At 75.2% G+C, this 16,250-nt stretch carries 12 protein-coding genes; 2 read left to right on the top strand and 10 right to left on the bottom strand.

Annotated features, from left to right (window positions below):
* Positions 1-512: 512 nt before the first annotated feature.
* Positions 513-914 (top strand): YccF domain-containing protein, encoded by a 402-nt coding sequence (locus tag ABZ449_RS02725; protein WP_360339000.1) that lies wholly within the window; start codon positions 513-515, stop codon positions 912-914.
* An 82-nt stretch (positions 915-996) separates the two neighbouring features.
* On the opposite strand, the gene ABZ449_RS02720 is transcribed toward ABZ449_RS02725, so the two are convergent.
* The 9 genes from ABZ449_RS02720 to ABZ449_RS02680 all read right to left on the bottom strand — a co-directional run bounded on the left by ABZ449_RS02720 (position 997) and on the right by ABZ449_RS02680 (position 13,571).
* Positions 997-2,265: an APC family permease gene (locus tag ABZ449_RS02720; protein ID WP_360338997.1), complete on the bottom strand. Its 1,269-nt coding sequence runs from the start codon at positions 2,263-2,265 to the stop codon at positions 997-999.
* 112 nt (positions 2,266-2,377) lie between these two features.
* Positions 2,378-2,809, bottom strand: coding sequence for an SRPBCC family protein (locus ABZ449_RS02715; protein WP_360338994.1), 432 nt, complete (start codon positions 2,807-2,809; stop codon positions 2,378-2,380).
* Between the two features lie 82 nt (positions 2,810-2,891).
* Positions 2,892-4,523, bottom strand: coding sequence for an AMP-binding protein (locus tag ABZ449_RS02710; protein ID WP_360338991.1), 1,632 nt, complete (start codon positions 4,521-4,523; stop codon positions 2,892-2,894).
* 140 nt (positions 4,524-4,663) lie between these two features.
* Positions 4,664-4,903, bottom strand: coding sequence for a chaplin (locus ABZ449_RS02705; protein WP_360338988.1), 240 nt, complete (start codon positions 4,901-4,903; stop codon positions 4,664-4,666).
* 99 nt (positions 4,904-5,002) lie between these two features.
* Positions 5,003-5,413, bottom strand: coding sequence for a hypothetical protein (locus ABZ449_RS02700; RefSeq protein ID WP_360338985.1), 411 nt, complete (start codon positions 5,411-5,413; stop codon positions 5,003-5,005).
* Entirely contained in the window at positions 5,410-7,986 is a 2,577-nt protein-coding gene (locus tag ABZ449_RS02695) for an Hsp70 family protein (RefSeq protein WP_360338982.1), read from the bottom strand. The genes ABZ449_RS02700 and ABZ449_RS02695 overlap by 4 nt, the downstream gene beginning before the upstream one ends.
* Before the next feature lie 31 nt (positions 7,987-8,017).
* On the bottom strand, positions 8,018-8,848 hold the full coding sequence (gene grpE / locus ABZ449_RS02690) for a nucleotide exchange factor GrpE (RefSeq protein ID WP_360338979.1): 831 nt from the start codon (positions 8,846-8,848) through the stop codon (positions 8,018-8,020).
* Positions 8,845-9,267, bottom strand: coding sequence for a hypothetical protein (locus tag ABZ449_RS02685; RefSeq protein ID WP_360338976.1), 423 nt, complete (start codon positions 9,265-9,267; stop codon positions 8,845-8,847). The genes grpE and ABZ449_RS02685 overlap by 4 nt, the downstream gene beginning before the upstream one ends.
* Before the next feature lie 101 nt (positions 9,268-9,368).
* On the bottom strand, positions 9,369-13,571 hold the full coding sequence (locus ABZ449_RS02680; RefSeq protein ID WP_360338973.1) for a hypothetical protein: 4,203 nt from the start codon (positions 13,569-13,571) through the stop codon (positions 9,369-9,371).
* Positions 13,572-13,823: 252 nt separating this feature from the next.
* Between ABZ449_RS02680 and ABZ449_RS02675 the strand changes: the two genes are divergently transcribed.
* Entirely contained in the window at positions 13,824-15,617 is a 1,794-nt protein-coding gene (locus ABZ449_RS02675) for a hypothetical protein (protein WP_360338970.1), read from the top strand.
* Here ABZ449_RS02675 and ABZ449_RS02670 read toward each other — a convergent pair.
* Entirely contained in the window at positions 15,614-16,156 is a 543-nt protein-coding gene (locus ABZ449_RS02670; RefSeq protein ID WP_360338967.1) for a hypothetical protein, read from the bottom strand. The two genes, ABZ449_RS02675 and ABZ449_RS02670, sit on opposite strands and share 4 nt — an antisense overlap.
* Positions 16,157-16,250: the final 94 nt, after the last annotated feature.

Raw genomic sequence — 16,250 nt, 5'->3', positions numbered from 1 at the left:
CGGCGCGTCGAAAGGCGGCTCGCCGCCCTGGGCGCAGGTGGCATTCGGGGCGCCGGGACGGGGGTCTGCCGCACGTCGGAGCGTCGGAGCAGCAAGGGCAGGAAAATTCATGTACATGACATAAAGCACGGCGGGCCAGTCCCTGGGGCGCGTTCGCCGGATGTGAAGCAACTATGCAGAGCGTCCGTCAGATCTGCAAGGCCGGACTTCCCGTGGGCGCGACCCCGCCGCCCAGCCGGCCGGGGAGGCCTGCGCCTTCACTTCCAGAAATGCCCAACCCCCTTCCGGGCAGGGGCTGTTCGGGCACGGGACCCTCCTAGAAAACTCGGATACCGGAGGCCCCCCGGACACGGGCAGAATGGGGCCGTGCGAGACGCGTTCGACGCGGCCGAGCGGGGCCGCCCCGGCCCGGACCGATCCCTGAGGAACGACCCCTAAGGGGGTAGACGCGTTCGCCGACGGGCATGGCAGGGTCGTAGTGCAACGCCATCAGCCGTGAGAAGGTACCGAGCATGAGTGCCCTGAAGTTCATCCTCAATGTCATTTGGCTGCTTTTCTGTGGCATCTGGATGGCCATTGCCTATGTGATTGCGGGAATCATCTGCTGCGTTCTCATCGTCACGATCCCGTTCGGCATCGCCTCGTTCCGGATTGCCGGCTTCATCATCTGGCCGTTCGGGCGGACGACGGTGGAGAAGCCGGGCGCCGGGGCCGCGTCCTGCATCGGCAATGTGATCTGGCTGGTCTTCGCGGGGTGGTGGTTGGCGATCGCGCACCTGGTGACCAGCATCCCGCTGTTCCTGTCGATCATCGGGATCCCCTTCGGCTGGGCGAACCTCAAGATGATCCCGATCTCGCTGATGCCGCTGGGTCGCGAGGTCGTCCCGACCGATGAGGCGTGGGGCGCCCGCTGAGCGCAGGCGCCCGGCAGTTCACACGACCACCGCGGCCGGCGGAGGGCAGCAGCCCCCGCCGGCCGTTCGCGTTCGCCGGGGCTCAGGCGCGGCGGGCGAGGGCCCCGCGCACGGCGTAGGCGGCGGCGCCGAGGGCGAGGACGGCGGCGCCCCACAGGACGGAGGCGGCGGGCAGGGCGAAGGCGAGCACGAGGCAGCCGGCCAGGCCGAGGACGGGGACGGCGCGTGGGGGGCGGCCCTCGGCGCGGGTGAGGGTCCAGGCGGCGGCGTTGGCGACGGCGTAGTAGGCCAGGACGCCGAAGGAGGAGAAGCCGATCGCGCCGCGGAGGTCGCCGAGGGCGGCGGCCAGGGCGACCACGGCGCCGACGGCCAGCTCGGCGCGGTGCGGGACGCCGAAGCGGGGGTGGACGGCGGCCAGCGGGTGCGGGAGGTGGCGGTCGCGGGCCATCGCCAGGGTGGTGCGCGAGACCCCGAGGATCAGGGCGAGCAACGAGCCGAGGGCGGCGACCGCCGCACCGGCCCGCACCACCGGGGCGAGGGCGGGCGCCCCGGCCGCCCGGACGGCGTCGGCCAGCGGAGCGGCACTGTGCGCGAGGCGATCGGGGCCGAGGACGGCCAGCACGGCGAGGGCGACGGCGGCGTAGACCACCAGGGTGATGCCGAGGGCGAGCGGGATCGCGCGCGGGATGGTGCGCCGGGGGTCGCGGACCTCCTCGCCGAGGGTGGCGATCCGGGCGTACCCGGCAAAGGCGAAGAACAGCAGGCCGGCGGCCTGGAGCACGCCGTGGAAGCCGGCGTCCGCGCCGACGGCCCAGTGGCCGGTGTCGGCCTCGCCGCCGGCCAGGCAGGCGGCGACCACGGCGGCGAGCACGGCCAGGACGGCGGCGACGATCGCCCTGGTCAGCCAGGCGGCCTTCTGCACGCCGACGTAGTCGACGGCGGTCAGCGCCACCACGGCCGCGACGGCCACGGCGTGGGCCTGGGCGGGCCAGACGTAGGAGCCGACGGTGAGGGCCATCGCCGCGCAGGAGGCGGTCTTCCCGACGACGAAGCCCCAGCCGGCCAGGTACCCCCAGAAGTCGCCGAGCCGCTCCCGGCCGTAGACGTAGGTGCCGCCGGACTGCGGGTAGCGGGCGGCGAGCCGGGCCGAGGAGGTCGCGTTGCAGTACGCCACCACGCCGGCCAGTGCCAGCCCGACCAGCAGCCCGGACCCGGCGGCCCCGGCGGCGGGCGCCAGCGCGGCGAAGACGCCCGCGCCGATCATCGAGCCCAGCCCGATCACCACGGCGTCGAACACCCCGAGGTGCCGCCGCAGCTCCCCCGGCCCGGCCGCCGTCGGCGACGAACTCATGCGCTGTCCCCCTCCGGATCCGGCTGTGGTGTCGGCGCACCCTACCGGAGACAGGGGAACGCGGGGTGCGGGGCCGCCCGGGTGGGGAAGGCAGCGGGCCGGGCCTCGGCGGTCACCGCGCGAGCCGCCCCTCCAGGGCGCGCAGGTCCGCGGTGAGCGCGCCGCGCACCCGGCGGGACATCAGCGGGCCGGTGAAGCGAATGCCGCCGCGCACCCGGATGCGGGCGAAGGTGCCGGCCTGGGTGGGCTCGAAGGTGTAGGTGACGCGCATGGGCATCGGCCCGGCGACGGAGAGCATGTCGAGGACCGTCGGCGGGTCGTGGCGTGCCACGCGCAGCACGTACGAGAAGGACCGGCCCAGGAAGTGCGCGGTCCGGGTGACCTCGGCGCCCACGCCGAAGCCGCCGCCGTCGGCCTCCCGGGTGAGGGTGGCGCCGCGGATGCCCCGGGTCCACTCGGAGTCGTGGCGCCAGTCCATCGCGTAGGCGGCGACGATGGCGGGCGGGAGGGGAATCAGGCGTTCCACTGTGACGTCGAGGGGCATGATCACACTCTCCCGCCGGGCGGGCCACCGCGCTCCCCGGACGCACCCGGGCGGAGGGACGCCGGCCGGGCGGCCCCGGGGTCTACAGCCCCAGGATCCGCCGGGCCTCCGCCCGCATCTCGACCTTGCGGATCTTCCCGGTGACGGTCATCGGGAACTCCTCGACCACGTGCACGTAGCGCGGGATCTTGAAGTGGGCGAGCCGGCCGGTGCAGTACGCGCGGACGGCCTCGGTGGTGAGCGGCTCGGCGCCCTCCCGCATCCGGATCCAGGCCATCAGCTCCTCGCCGTACTTGGTGTCGGGGACACCGACGACCTGGACGTCGAGGATGTCCGGGTGGGCGTGGAGGAACTCCTCGATCTCGCGCGGGTAGAGGTTCTCGCCGCCGCGGATCACCATGTCCTTGATCCGGCCGGTGATGGCCAGGTAGCCCTCCTCGTCCATCACCGCGAGGTCCCCGGTGTGCATCCAGCGGGCGGCGTCGACGGCCTCGGCGGTGCGCTCGGGCTCGCCCCAGTAGCCGAGCATGACGGAGTAGCCGCGGGTGCACAGCTCGCCGGGTTCGCCGCGCGGGACGGTGCGGCCGGTGGCCGGGTCGATCACCTTGACCTCCAGGTGCGGGCCGACCCGGCCCACCGTGGCGACCCTGCGCTCGACCGGGTCGTCGACCCGGGTCTGGGTGGAGACCGGCGAGGTCTCGGTCATGCCGTAGCAGATGGACACCTGCGTCATGCCCATCCGCCCGATGACCTCCTTCATCACCTCGCTCGGGCAGGGCGAGCCGGCCATGACGCCGGTGCGCAGGCTGCCGAGGTCGTAGCGGTCGAAGTCCGGGTCGGCCAGCTCGGCGATGAACATGGTCGGCACGCCGTACAGCGAGGTGCAGCGTTCGGCGGCGACGGCGGCCAGGGTGGCCCCGGGTTCGAAGGAGGGGGCGGGGATGACCATGCAGGCGCCGTGCGAGGTGGCGGCCAGATTGCCCATGACCATGCCGAAGCAGTGGTAGAAGGGAACGGGGATGCAGATCCGGTCCTGCTCGGTGTAGTCGAGCAGTTCGCCGACGAAGTAGCCGTTGTTGAGGATGTTGTGGTGCGAGAGCGTCGCGCCCTTGGGGAAACCCGTCGTCCCGGAGGTGTACTGGATGTTGATCGGGTCGTCGGGCGCCAACTCGCGCCCGCGTTCGGCGAGTCGGGAGGGGTCGGCCTGCCGGCCGGCGGCGGTCACGGCGTCCCAGGCGGGGCTGCCGAGCAGCAGGACGTGCTCCAACTCGTGACAGCGGGGCCGGACTTCCTCGATCATCCCGGCGTAGTCGGAGGTCTTGAAGCGCTCGGCGGCGACCAGCAGCCGGATGCCGGCCTGATTGAGCACGTACTCCAACTCGTGGGCGCGGTAAGCCGGGTTGACCGTGACGAGGATCGCGCCGAGCTTGGCGGTGGCGTACTGGGTCAGCGTCCACTCGGCACAGTTGGGGGCCCAGATGCCGACCCGGTCCCCCTTGGCGATCCCGAGCTCCAGCAGGCCGAGCGCGAGGGCGTCGACGTCGACGGCGAAGTCGGCGTAGGTCCAGCGGCGGGCGGTGGCCCGGTCGACGAGGGCGTCGCGCCCGGGGTGGGCGCGCACCGCGCGGTCGAGGTTCTCCCCGATGGTGTCGCCGAGCAGCGGGACGTCCGCGGTTCCGGAGGCGTAGCTGCGTGGGGTCGGCGTGGTCGGCACGGGCTGACTCCTGGGGACGGCGGTGCGGGACAGGGACCATGCTCGCGGCCCCGGCCCCGCGCCACCACCCCCGAACGGGGGGAACGGACGCGGCGCTGGGGCCGACCGTCGGACTCGACGGACGGCCCCAGCGCACGGGGTCACTTGTTGATGCAGACGTTGCCGGCGGTCGGGTTGAGGAGCGCGAGGATGTCGATCGAGTTCCCGCAGACGTTCGCCTCCAGGTTGATCGGGACCTGGATCACGTTGCCGGAGAGGATGCCGGGCGAGCCGATGGCGGCACCGTTGGCGGTGGCTTCACCGGCGACGGCGGTCCCGGTTCCGGCGAGGACCGCCGCCGCGGTCAGGGCGGTGGCGGCGATGGTGGTACGCATACGCATTGCGTCACTCCTTGTGAGCAGAGCGGGTCGAAGTGTGACGATCACACATCGCTCACGATCACAAGCGATCCGCGCCTCCGCACGCCGGATTGCCCCGTCCTAGGGCGTGTCGGCCTCCCGTCCCCCCAGCGCGGCGACCGCGGGAACGTCGACGCTCAGTGATTCCAGCAGCTCCAAGGCCGGATGCAGCCCGGGCTCGGCCGCCACCGCACGGTGCAGCAGGCCGAGGGCGAGGGCCTCGTTCCCGGCCGCCAGGGCGCCCAGCGCCCCGTTGTAGTCGATCCGTCCGGCGTAACGCAGCCGGAACAGCACGGACAGGTCCTCCCGGCAGGACGGGCAGCGCAGGGTCTGCGCCGGCGCCGGGACCTTGCACAGCGGGCACAGCACGTCGGGGGCCTGCGGGGCCTCCAGGGCCTGCGCGGCGTGCGAGGCCCGCCCGGCCTGCCCGTCCTGCCCGTCCTGTCCGTCCTGCCCGTCCTGCGGGGCCGTCACGGCTCGTACGGCGCTCATCGCGGCCCCGCCTCCTCCGGCCGCACCGGGCCGAGCGACTCCTGGGCCGGCTCGCTGCCCAGCTCCCGCTGCGCCTGCGCGTACAGGGCCAGCAGGTTCGACATGTGGGTGTTGACCTCCGCCATGTTGGGCGCCTCCACGGCCGCGTCCAGCCCGCGCAGCTCCGCCATGATCAGCTGGCCCAGGGCGGGCGAGACCATGTTCTGGGTCACGTAGACGTTGCACATGGTGAGCATCCGCATGGTGTGCCCGAGCGAGTCGCACAGCTCGTCCGCCCGCTGGGCCGCGCGCACCGCGCCCTCCCAGTCGGCGGCCTCCCGGCGCAGCCGCAGCTCGGCGGCCACCGACCGCAGCCGGTCCAGGTCGCTCGGGTCGAGGTGCTTCTCGCAGTAGTGGATGAACAGGCTCAGGTACGCCTCCGAACCGCGCACCCAGCGCTGGGCCTTGAGCTGCTGCTGGGCGCGCTCCAGCGCCGCGTCCACCGACTGGCCGCGGGTCTGCCCGGCCGCCAGGTCGTCCAGGCTGTCCATCAGCCGCTGCGCCTCGCGCAGTTCGGCCTCGGTCAGCTCGCCGCCCCAACGGTCGGTGAAGGACTCGATCTGCCGCTGCTGCTCCTCGACCTGCACCTTGAGCTCGGGGTCGAGGGTGACCCGCTCCAGCTTGACGGTCTTCTCGGCGCCGCCCTGGATGCGCACCGACAGGGTGATGGTGCGGTCCCGGTCGAGGCCGAAGGAGACCTCCACCGGGGTGCGGCCGCCCAGGCCCTCGGGCAGCCGCAGGGTGAGGTGGCCGATCAGCTCGTTCTGCTGGGCGATCTCGTGCTCGCCCTCGTAGACCGCGACCTCCAGCCGCTGCCGGCCGCTGCCGGAGACCACGAACTCCCGGCTGACCGGCGAACTCGTCGGGTAGCTGGTGTTCTTGGGGATGATGACGGCGAGGCGGCCGTCGTTCAGCTCGATGCCGAGGTTCTTCGGGGTGATGTCGAACGGGTTGGTGACCTGCGCCAGTTCGCCGCAACCCGGGCAGACCTCGCAGCCGGGCGGGTTCACCACACCGCAGGAGGCGCAGCGCAGGCCCACGTCCTCGGCGGCGGTGCCGGCCACCTTGGTGTGGCCGGGGGCCGCCGAGTTGAGCGGCTCGCCGCACAGTTCGCAGGCGGTCACGCCGGGAGCCGCCGGGGTGCCGCAGCGCGGGCAGTTGCCGCCGTGCACCACGGCGGTGGCCCGGGTCTGCCGCGGGACCGTCGCACCGGCCCCGGTGGAGCCCGAACCGTCCAGCGCCTGCTCGCACTTGGGGCACGCGGCGGCATCGGCGTCGACCGGGACGTGGCAGGTCGGGCAGGACACCCGGGGGCCACCGAGCAGGGTGGTCGCGCAGTTGGCGCAGTTGGAGGCGGACAGGTCGCCGGGGGCCCGGCACTCGGGGCACTCCACCTCGCCGACCAGCGCGGACTGCACGGCCGCACCGAGCGCCACGCACTGCATCGGGTTGACGCCGCGCCGGATCCGGCGGGGACCGAACACCTCGCCGAGCCGGCGGGCGACCAGCGGGATCGCGGTCGAGCCGCCGACCAGCACCACCTCGTCGATGTCCCCGACGGTCAGGTTGGCCTGCATGATGGCCTTGTGGGTCAGCTCGATGGTGCGCTCGATCCGGGCCTCGATCAGCTCCTCGAAACGGGCCCGCTCGAACTCCGTCTCCAGCACCAGCTGACCGGCGCCCAGGCCCGGCAGGATGACCTCGGAGGACTCCTGGTGGGAGAGCTCGATCTTGATGGTCTCGGCGGTGGCGGCGATCTTGGGACGGTCGCGCAGGTCGGGCTGGTACTCCGCTCCGTACTCCTCGCGGATGTCCTCCAGCAGCGCGGTGGTGATCCCCCGGTCGAAGTCGTCGCCGCCGAGCAGGTTGTCGCCCTCGATGCCGAGCACCGAGACCGAGCCGGGCACCAGTAGCAGGATGGAGATGTCGAAGGTGCCGCCGCCGAGGTCGTAGACCAGGACGGTCCGGCCCTCGTCGCCCGCCTCGGAGGTGATGCCATAGGCGAGGGCGGCGGCGGTCGGCTCGTTGATGATCCGCAGCACGTGCAGGCCGGCCATCCGGCCCGCCTCCTGGGTGGCGGCGACCTGCCGCTCGCCGAAGTACGCGGGGACGGTGATGACAGCGCGGTGGAAGGGCTCGCCGAAGCGCTGCTCGGCGTCCTCCTTGAGGCGGTGCAGGATGATCGCGGAGATCTCGATCGGGGTGTACGCGCGGCCGTTGAACCAGACGTTGACGTCGCCGTCGGTGCCCGCGGTGACCTTGTAGTCCACCTCCTTCAGGGCTGCCTGGACCTGTGGGTCCTTGAACTTGCGGCCCATGAAGCGCTTGACCGAGCGGATCACGTTGGCGCCGTCGATGGCGATCCGGCTGCGCGCGGTGGACCCCACCAGCAGCTCGCCCTTGCGGCCGCTGCCGACCACGGAGGGCGTGGCCTCCTGGTTCTGCCGGTTGAAGATGATCTCCGGCTCGCCCCGGCGCAGGTGGGCGACCACGGAGTTGGTGGTGCCCAGGTCGATGCCGAGTGTGCGGTACATGTCGTTCCCCTCTTGCCCCTCGTGGTCCTGGCTACTTCTTGCGCTTGGCCTGCTTGGCCTGCTTGGCCTGCTTCGCCACGGCCCCGCCCCGGCGGCGGGCCCGGGGCGGGGCCGCCTTGGGCTGGTCGCGGGTGACCGGCGCGGTGGCGTCGGCGATGGTGGGCGGGACGGCCTCGGCGGCTTCGGCGGCCTCGGGCGTCTCCGGTTCCGGTTCCGGCTCCGGCTCCGGCAGCGGGACCGGGAGGTCCGCCTCCGCCGCCCCGTCCTCCGGCTGCGGGTCCGGGGCCAGGTCCGGCTCCGGTTCCGGCTCCGGTGCGGCGACCACCACTTGGGCCCGGCGCAGCACCTCGTCCCCCCAGAAGAACCCGGTCACCACCGTCCGCAGCACCGTCTCCGGCGCCACACCGGGACGGTGCTCGGTGCGCACGATCTCGGTCAGGTCCGGGTCCGCCGTCATGCCCTCCAGCCGCATCGGCCGCACCTTGGCCTTGGCGAGCTGCCCGAGCAGCCGCCGCCGGGTGGCCTCCAGTCCGGCACCGCGCCCGAGCGCCACCAGTTCGCCGTCCAGGCCGAGGGCGGCGAGCGCGTCGTCCACCTCGACCAGGATGCCCAATAGTTCGCGCTGCTCGGCCCGGGCGGCCTGCTTCTGCTCCGTCAGCTTGCCGCCCAGCAGCGATGCCCGGAAGAGCAGCCGGCCGAACGCCTCCTCCAGGTCGACGTCCTCCACCCCGGGCGGGATCTCCAGCCGGCGGTGGCCGTCGAGCGGGGCTGCGGCGCTTCCGTCGGCGGGCGCGTGGGGGCGGCCGTCGGCGGATGCGTCGGGGCTGGAGTCGGTGCGGGCTTCGGCCGGTGCGTCGGTCATTCGGGTACCTCGATCTGCGGCAGCACGGAGAGGTCCGCCGCGTAGCGGGCGGGGACGGGCGGTTCGGGGTCGGCGCCGCCGGGGGCGGGCTCGGCGAAGTCGGCGGCCAGCTCGGCACGGTGGAGGGCGGGCAGGGCGGCGGGCGGCAGCGGTGGACGCTCGATCACCAGCAGTGGCTCGGCGAGCGCGGGGGCGAGCAGTTCGGCGGCCTGGTCGACCGGCTCGGGCGGGAGGGGCTGCTGGAGGTCGGCCTCCAGGCGCCGGTCCGGGTTGCGCAGCAGCGCGGCGGCCTCCTGGATCTGCTGCCGGGTGTACCGGGCGGCCTTCATCGCCGGCCCGACGGCCAGGTTGATCTCGCGCACGCCGGCCGTGAGCGGGATGCCCAGGACCTCGTACGGCGACGGTTCGTGCAGTGGCATGGCGGGCGATCTCTCTCCTCACGGTGGCGGGAACGGCTCGGGTGGACCGCGCGGCCTGCGGCGTACGGTCTAGGGCGACGCCAACTGCCGTACGGTTGCGGTCAGTAGAGCGAGTTGATCCGCCGCTGCATCGCCCGCAGCTCGAGGTCGTCCGGGCTGTGCTCGACAGCCTTGCGGGCCAGGTCACGGGCCTCGCGCAGCTGCCGGGCGTTGGCCCGCTGGACGGCGTACGAGCCGTAGACGATGCCGAGTTCGCGGTGCAGCTTGTCGGTGTCCTCCGGGGTGCGGGACAGGCCGAGGGCCTCCTCCAGCAGCCGGATGGCCTGGGAGTAGCGGCGGCTCTCGAAATGGGTGATGGCCTCGCCGCGCCAGACGCTGACCATCAGTCGGCGGATGTCGGTGGAGTCGTCGTAGGACCGGGCCTTCTGGAGCATCGCGGCCTGGGCGGTGAACGGCTGGTCCTGCATGGCGTCCATCACGTGGTTGGCGAGCATCACCGACATCCGGCGCGGGGCCTCGCGATCGGTCCCGCCCTCCCACTCCGGGTCGGCGCGCAGCGCCTCGGCCATCCAGTCGAGGGCGCGCGGCCGGTCGTCGGCGAAGGCGGCCGAACGGGCGAGTTGCAGCAGCACGAAGCCGAGGCCGAGCCGGTGGTCCGGGTCGGGGTTGAGTTCGATCAGCGCCCGCCAGGCCTCGGCGGCCTCCTCCAGTTCCGCGTCGGTGGCGTCGGGGTGGCTGAGCTGGCCGGCCCGGTTGCCGAGGGCGGCCTCCAGGAAGTGCCGGGCGGTCGGGTCGCCGGGGACCAGCTCCAGGCTCTTCTCCAGCAGGGCGAGGGCGCGGCGGTAGTCCTTGTCCTCGTTGTTGATCTTGCGCGCCCACTGGGCGTAGGTGGCGCCGAGGTCGCCCCGCACCTCCGGGTCGTCGGGAGCCAACGCCAGGGCCTTCTCCAGGAGTTCGGCGGCTCCGGCCTGGTCGTCCAGGCTGTTCTTGAGCAGCGCGCGGGCGGCCCTGAGGCCGGACTCGGCGGCGATGGCGGCGGCGTCGGCGGGCAGCCGGGCGCCGGGGACGGACCGGGCGCGGGTGAGGCTGTCCAGGGCCTCGCGCCAGTCCTGGTTGCGGTGGTGCTCGCGGGCCTGGCTGACCAGCGACTCGCCGAGCAGCGCCTGCCAGTCCTCGCCGCGCCGCTGTTCGGGCACCGCGTCCAGGGCGGCGACGGCGGCGGCCTGCCGGCCCTGGAGCTGCAGGTAGCGCTGTGGGCCGAGGTCGCCGAACAGGCCGAGGGCTCGGGTGGGCGCGGGCGCGTCGGGGCCGGCGGGCCGCCGCCAGCGCCGTACGGCCTGCTCGAAGGCCTCGGCCCAGCCCGGGAGTTCGGGATCGTCGCGGAGCAGCCGGTCGAGGGCGGGGCCGAGTGTGAGACGGCGGGCCGGGCGGCCGGGCAGGGTGATCCGGATGTCCTCCTGGGCGAAGGCGTCCGCGCAGTGCGCTTCCATGCCGAGGCGCAGCGTCCAGGCGGTGACCTCGTCGCCGCTGCGGCCGGCGGCCCGGTCCAGGGCGCGCAGGTCGTCGCGGAGGCGGTCGAGCAGGCCAGCGCGGGCGGCGGCCAGCCGCTGGGGTTCGGGGGTGCGGCCGGTGATCCGGGCGGACTCGGCCCACAGCTCGGGCTGGTGCAGGGCGGCGACCAGGCAGCCGAGCGTCCAGGCCCAGACCTCCTCGTCGGGGGCGGCGGGGGTACCGGGGGTGCCGGGGGTGCCGGAGGCTTCGGAGGAGGCGGCGAGCCGGTAGCCGGCCAGGCCGAGGGCGTGCAGCAGCCGGGGGTGGGCCGGATCCTTGAGCAGCAGCTCGCGGTAGCCCTCCCAGGCCTCCCGGTGGCGGCCGTCGAGGGCGGCCTGGTGCGCCTCGTGCTCGGCGAGCAGGGCGAGCGTCCCGGCGGCGCGCGCGTGGCCCGCCGTCTCCCCGCCCGCCGTCTCCCCGCCTGGCGCTTCCCCGTCCCGGGCCTCGCCATCCCGGGCCTCGCCGCCCGGGGCGAGGCGGAGGGCCTGGCGCAGGTCGACGGCGGCGTGGCCCGGCCGGCCGGCGGCGAGGGCGGCACCGGCCCGGCGGACCAGGACGGCGGCGCGGGCCACCCGGGCGTCCTCGGGCAGCTCGGCCAGCGCCTCGTCCAGCCGGCCGAGTTCGGCGCGCAGCAGGGCGAGGTCGAGCCGCACGGGCGTGGCGGCGGCGCCGGCGCCGAGCGCCTCGGCCCAGCGGGCGAGCACGGGTTCGGCTTCCTCGGGGGTGCCGGCCCGGCGGGCGCAGTCGAGGACGGCGCGCAGCGCGGGGCCGGCGCAGCGCACGCAGCGCGGCGAGGCTGCGGCCTCGGGGGTGTGCTGGTGGTCGGTGCAGGCCTCGCGGCCGCAGCCCCCGCAGGTGCCGGCGGCGGGGCGGTCGCAGAGCGCGCAGTCGCCCGTGGGTGCCGTGCCCGCCGCCGCGCCCGAGGTCAGGAAGTGCCGGTACCAGTCCAGGGCCGCGGCCCAGTTGCCGGCCCGTTCGGCGAGCAGGGCGCGCAGCCGGGCGGTCGCCGGGTCACCGGCCGGGTCGGGCGGGCCGAGCAGGGCGATGGTCCGGGCCGGGCGGCCCGCCAGCAGGGCGACGGCGGCCAGGTGGTAGCGGTCGCGCAGGCCGCCGGCGGCGTCGAGCAGGGTGGTGACCGGCTCCGGGGTGCCCTCGGCCAGGGCGAGGGCGGCGCGCAGCCGGGCCTGGCGGTGGGTGAGGGCGCCGGGCAGGGTGTCGGCGAGGGCGATCGCGGCGGCGGCGCGGCGGCGTGCTCCGGCGTCGTCCCGGCCGGTGACCAGCAGGTGGGCGGCCTCGCGCAGGGCGGCTTCGCGCAGCGCGGAGCGGTAGCCGGGGGCGGCCGGGTGCTCGGCGGTGGCCTGCTGCCAGAGCTCGCGGGCGGCCGTCGGGTCGGTGGCCAGGCGGGTGCGGGCGAGCCGGTCGCGGGCCAGGGCCCGGCGGGGGCTCAGGTCCTCGTCGTCGAGCGCCTCCCAGCGGGCGAGGGCGCCGGCCGGGTCGTCGGTGCGGGCGAGGGCGAGGCCGTGGTGGAAGGCGGCGACGCCGGTCCAGCGGGTGCCCGGTTCGGTGTCGGCCTCGGCGCGCAGGATCGGTTCGGCCTGCTCGCTCTGCCCGGCGGCGAGCAGCGCGGCGCCGAGCCGGACGCGGGCGGGGCGCCAGTCGGGGGCCCCGCCGAGGCCGGCCCGGTAGTCGGCGGCGGCCTCGGCCGGGCGGCCCGCCCGCTCGTGCACCAGCGCGAGGCCGAACCGGGCCGGGGCGAAGTCGGGTTGGAAGGTCAGGGCGGCGGCGAACTGCTCCCGGGCCGGCTCGTCGGCGCCGAGCAGCAGGGCGAGCCGGCCGAGGGCGTAGCGGGGGCGGGGGTCGGTCGGGCCCTCGCCGGCGGCGGCCGCGAGGTCCGTCCAGGCCTCCTCGGTGGCGCCGAGGCGCTGGCGGGCCAGGCCGCGGAAGAGCAGGCTGTCGGTGCGCAGGGCCGCGCCGCGTCCCCACGGGGAGGGTTCGCCGGGGCCGCGGCGCAGCGCCTCGTCGAAGGCGGTGACGGCGGGCCGGTCGCGGTGCAGGGTGTAGAGCTGGGCGCCCCAGCGGAACCAGAGTTCGCCGCTGCCGGAGGGGGCCGCGGCGGCGAGCAGGGCCTCGGCCTCGGCGGCCCGGTCGGTGGTCTGCAGCAGGGCGGCCCGGGCGAGCACCGGCCAGTCCCGGCCGGGGAGGGCGGTGAGCGCGCCGGCGGTGGCGTGTTCGCGCTGGTCGGGGGCGCCCTCGCGGCAGCGGTGCTGCAGCCAGTCGACGCCACGGGCGGCGGCGTCGGCCTCCTCGCCGGGTTCGGCGCCTCCGGCGGTGGCCTGGAGGAAGGCGAGCAGCGGGCCGAGGTCGCCTTCGGGGGCCCGCATCCTCTCCTCGGCGAGGTGGCGCAGGCTCCACCGCGGCAGTTGCCGGGCCGGGTCGGCGAGCAGCGGGTAGGCCTCGCGGTACAGGGCGAGGGTGGCCTGCTGGTCGCCGGTGGGGATGGTGGCCTCGGCCTGGCCGAGCAGGGCGAGGCCGCGCTGCGGGCGCAGGTCCTCGGGCGCGCCGGCGAGGCGGCGGGCCAGCCGGGCGTAGCGGCGGCGGGCCTGGGCGGCCCGGCCGGCGGCGAGCCGTTCGGCGGCCGCGGCCAGGGCCTTGGTCACCGCCTGGGCGTCCAGGGCCTGTCGGCGGCGGGCCAGGGCGACGGCTGCCGCACCGGCCAGTGCCAGCACGACCAGCAGCACCGCTATCAGCGCCATGCACCGTCCCCCTGCGTTCGCACCCCGACCACCTCATGATCAATTACCGCCGGGCGACCATGAGTTGACGTCGTGTCGTGATGTTGCCCGGGCGCCATCAGAATAGGCCCTCGATCGGACGGACGAACAGGAAAGAGCACTATCCTGGGCAGCACATCGACAGCGGAACGGCAGCACAGCAGCAGGTCGGCAACAGCTCAACAGCAGCGCGCCAACAGCGCGTCCACAGCGGTCAGTAGCCTCGGGGGTCGGGTGTCGCAGTCGCGTTGGGTCCCCGGGCTCAGGTTCGGGCCGGAGTTCGACCCGGAGCAGTACGAGCTCCTGGAGTTCCACCACCGGGGCGGTGAGGCCGAGGTGTGGCGGGCGGTTCGCACCGGGCACAACGGGCGCAAGGAACTCGTCGCCGCGAAGATCATGCTGGAGCGCGACCCGGCCGAGGTGCGGCGCTGGCTCGGCCGCTGGGACGACGTCTCGCACAACGCCCACCGGCTGGGCGTCACCGACCTGGTGGTGCCCAGCTTCCTGCTCGGCCCCTCCCCGCACCGGCCCGGCACCCCGCCCGGCAGCGCGCTGCTCGGCTACCAGATCTCCCCCTGGGTCGAGGGCGCGCCGCTGCACACCTGGGCGCGCGGCCAGCGCGGAGGCCCGCCGGCGGTGGCGGAGGTGCTGACCCGGCTCTGCCGGATCGTCGACGAACTGCACCGCAAACGCTGGGTGCACCGCGACATCTCCCCCGCCAACGTCCTGGTGGACGGCCAGGGGCAGGTCAAGCTGATCGACCTGACCTTCCTCGCCCCGCTGGACCACACCCTGACCGTCGCGGTGTTCACCCCCGGGCACGTCCCGCCGGAGGCCGAGCAGGTGGGCGGATTCCCGACCACCGCCAAGGACCTGTTCGCGGTCGGCACCCTCGTCCGCACCCTGCTGCTGCCGGACCACGGCCGTCTGGACCACCGACTGGCCGCCGAGCAGGCCCGCGCCGAACTGCTGGCCGCGGGCTACAGCGAGGAGTTGGCGCGCTGGGCCTGCGAACCGCTGGCCCGCGAGCCGGACCGCCGCCCCTCCCCGCTCGGCCCGTGGGTCGCCCGGGGCCGTGAACTGCTGCGCGCCCACCGGCCGGTGGCCCGCACCGCGGGCCTGGCCGTGCTGCCCGATCCGACCGGGCGGCCGCTGGTGGTCACCGGCGGCACCGACGGCACCGCGCTGGCCGGCCCCGGCCACCTCGGCCGGCGACTCCCCGCAGGTCAGGGGCCTTCCACCGTACGGGAGTTGACCGCCGGGTGGGCCGGACCCCACGGCGAGCTGGTGGTCTGCGCCGAGGACCGCGGCGGCACCCTGTGGGTCGGTACGGCAAGCGGCTGGTGGGAGGCGGCGCGCGGGGTCAACGGCCTGGCGGGGGCGGTCGGTTCGGCCGGGGAGATGACGGCGTGGACGGCCGCCGGCGGCGCGCTGCGCTCCTACCGCTGGGCCCCCGGCCGTACCCTGACCGGTCAGGAACACCCCGGCTGCCCGGCCGACCGGGTGCTCGCCGCCGAGGAGGAACGGCCCGGCGGCTGGCTGCTGCTGGTCGAGCACCGCGAGCGGGTCCTGAGCTGGCGGCCCGGCACCGCGCAGCCGCCCGTCCCGGTCGGCCCGGCCGGTCCGCTGCGCGCCGGGGCGCTGGCCCGCACCTCCGCCGGACCGCAGGCCGTCACGCTGCGGCCGGACGGCTCGGCCCAGTTGCACACCCTCGGCGCGGCCGGGGCCGGAACCGAGATCGGCGACGGCGAGCCCTCGCTCGGCATCGCCATGGTCGGCCACCGCGGCGGCCCGACCGTCGCACTGGCCGGCGCGGGCGGCGTACGGCTGCGGCTGCCGGCCGGCGGCGCCTCCCGCCGGGCGCGCTGGTGGCGGCCCACGCTGCGCCCGGCCACCCGGGTCGCGCTGGCCATGGGCGACGACTGGCGGCTGTGCCTGGCGGCGGTGGTGGAGGGCGAGTTGCAGATCTGGCAGGAGGACGCGGCGTACCGCTGGCAGGCGGTGGAGCTGCCGGAGGAGGCGGGTTAGCCCGTGCCGTCCGGACAGCCGTGGAGCAGGTCGGCGAAGGCCGCTCCGGCGGCGCCCTGTGGGAAGATCCGTTCGGCCCGGCGGCCGTCCGGCGTGCTGATCACATAGGCCGCGGCGAGGTACGAGAAGTCGTCCCAGGACTCCCAGCCGTGGGCACGCAGCAGGGTCCGGCCGCAGCGGGTGCAGCCGATCCACGGCACCAGCACCAGACCGGCCAGCTCCGGCTCGCTCCAGCCCGTCACGACCTCGGCCTCGTCGCGCTCGCCCTCCAGCAGCCGTACCGGGGCCGGCGCGCCGGCGCCCGGGCAGCGCAGGAGTCCGGGGGCGAGCCGCTCGCGCTCGCCCCACTCCTCGGCGAGCACGGAGATCCGCGCCCGGTCCGTGCCGCCGATCGCGATCTGGCGGGCGAGCAGGCCCTCCACCAGCAGGGTGAGCCCACCCTCCTGCTCCCCGATCGCCCAGCAGTCCTTGACGTCCTGGGCGGCGTCCTCCGGCAGGAGGTCGGCGATCCGGTGCCGGCGCTCGGTGTCTTCGTCCATGGGTCGGACCCTAGTGCCGGGCGATCGGCACCGGTCGGCCGGGGCCCCGGCCGGGGGTCTGCGACCACGGATGCGCACGGAGGGCGCCGGCCGA

It is taken from the genome of Kitasatospora sp. NPDC005856, assembly GCF_040629945.1.
Classification (GTDB): Bacteria; Actinomycetota; Actinomycetes; order Streptomycetales; family Streptomycetaceae; genus Kitasatospora.
Note: the sequence above shows the minus strand (reverse complement) of the source record. Positions and strands in the feature narration are given on the sequence as shown.

Coding starts and splice junctions, on each gene's coding strand:
- ABZ449_RS02705 (WP_360338988.1), bottom strand. CDS start 4,903: ATGCGTATGCGTACCACCATCGCCGCCACCGCCCTGACCGCGGCGGCG.
- ABZ449_RS02680 (WP_360338973.1), bottom strand. CDS start 13,571: ATGGCGCTGATAGCGGTGCTGCTGGTCGTGCTGGCACTGGCCGGTGCG.
- ABZ449_RS02700 (WP_360338985.1), bottom strand. CDS start 5,413: ATGAGCGCCGTACGAGCCGTGACGGCCCCGCAGGACGGGCAGGACGGA.
- grpE (WP_360338979.1), bottom strand. CDS start 8,848: ATGACCGACGCACCGGCCGAAGCCCGCACCGACTCCAGCCCCGACGCA.
- ABZ449_RS02685 (WP_360338976.1), bottom strand. CDS start 9,267: ATGCCACTGCACGAACCGTCGCCGTACGAGGTCCTGGGCATCCCGCTC.
- ABZ449_RS02715 (WP_360338994.1), bottom strand. CDS start 2,809: ATGCCCCTCGACGTCACAGTGGAACGCCTGATTCCCCTCCCGCCCGCC.
- ABZ449_RS02670 (WP_360338967.1), bottom strand. CDS start 16,156: ATGGACGAAGACACCGAGCGCCGGCACCGGATCGCCGACCTCCTGCCG.
- ABZ449_RS02720 (WP_360338997.1), bottom strand. CDS start 2,265: ATGAGTTCGTCGCCGACGGCGGCCGGGCCGGGGGAGCTGCGGCGGCAC.
- ABZ449_RS02695 (WP_360338982.1), bottom strand. CDS start 7,986: ATGTACCGCACACTCGGCATCGACCTGGGCACCACCAACTCCGTGGTC.
- ABZ449_RS02725 (WP_360339000.1), top strand. CDS start 513: ATGAGTGCCCTGAAGTTCATCCTCAATGTCATTTGGCTGCTTTTCTGT.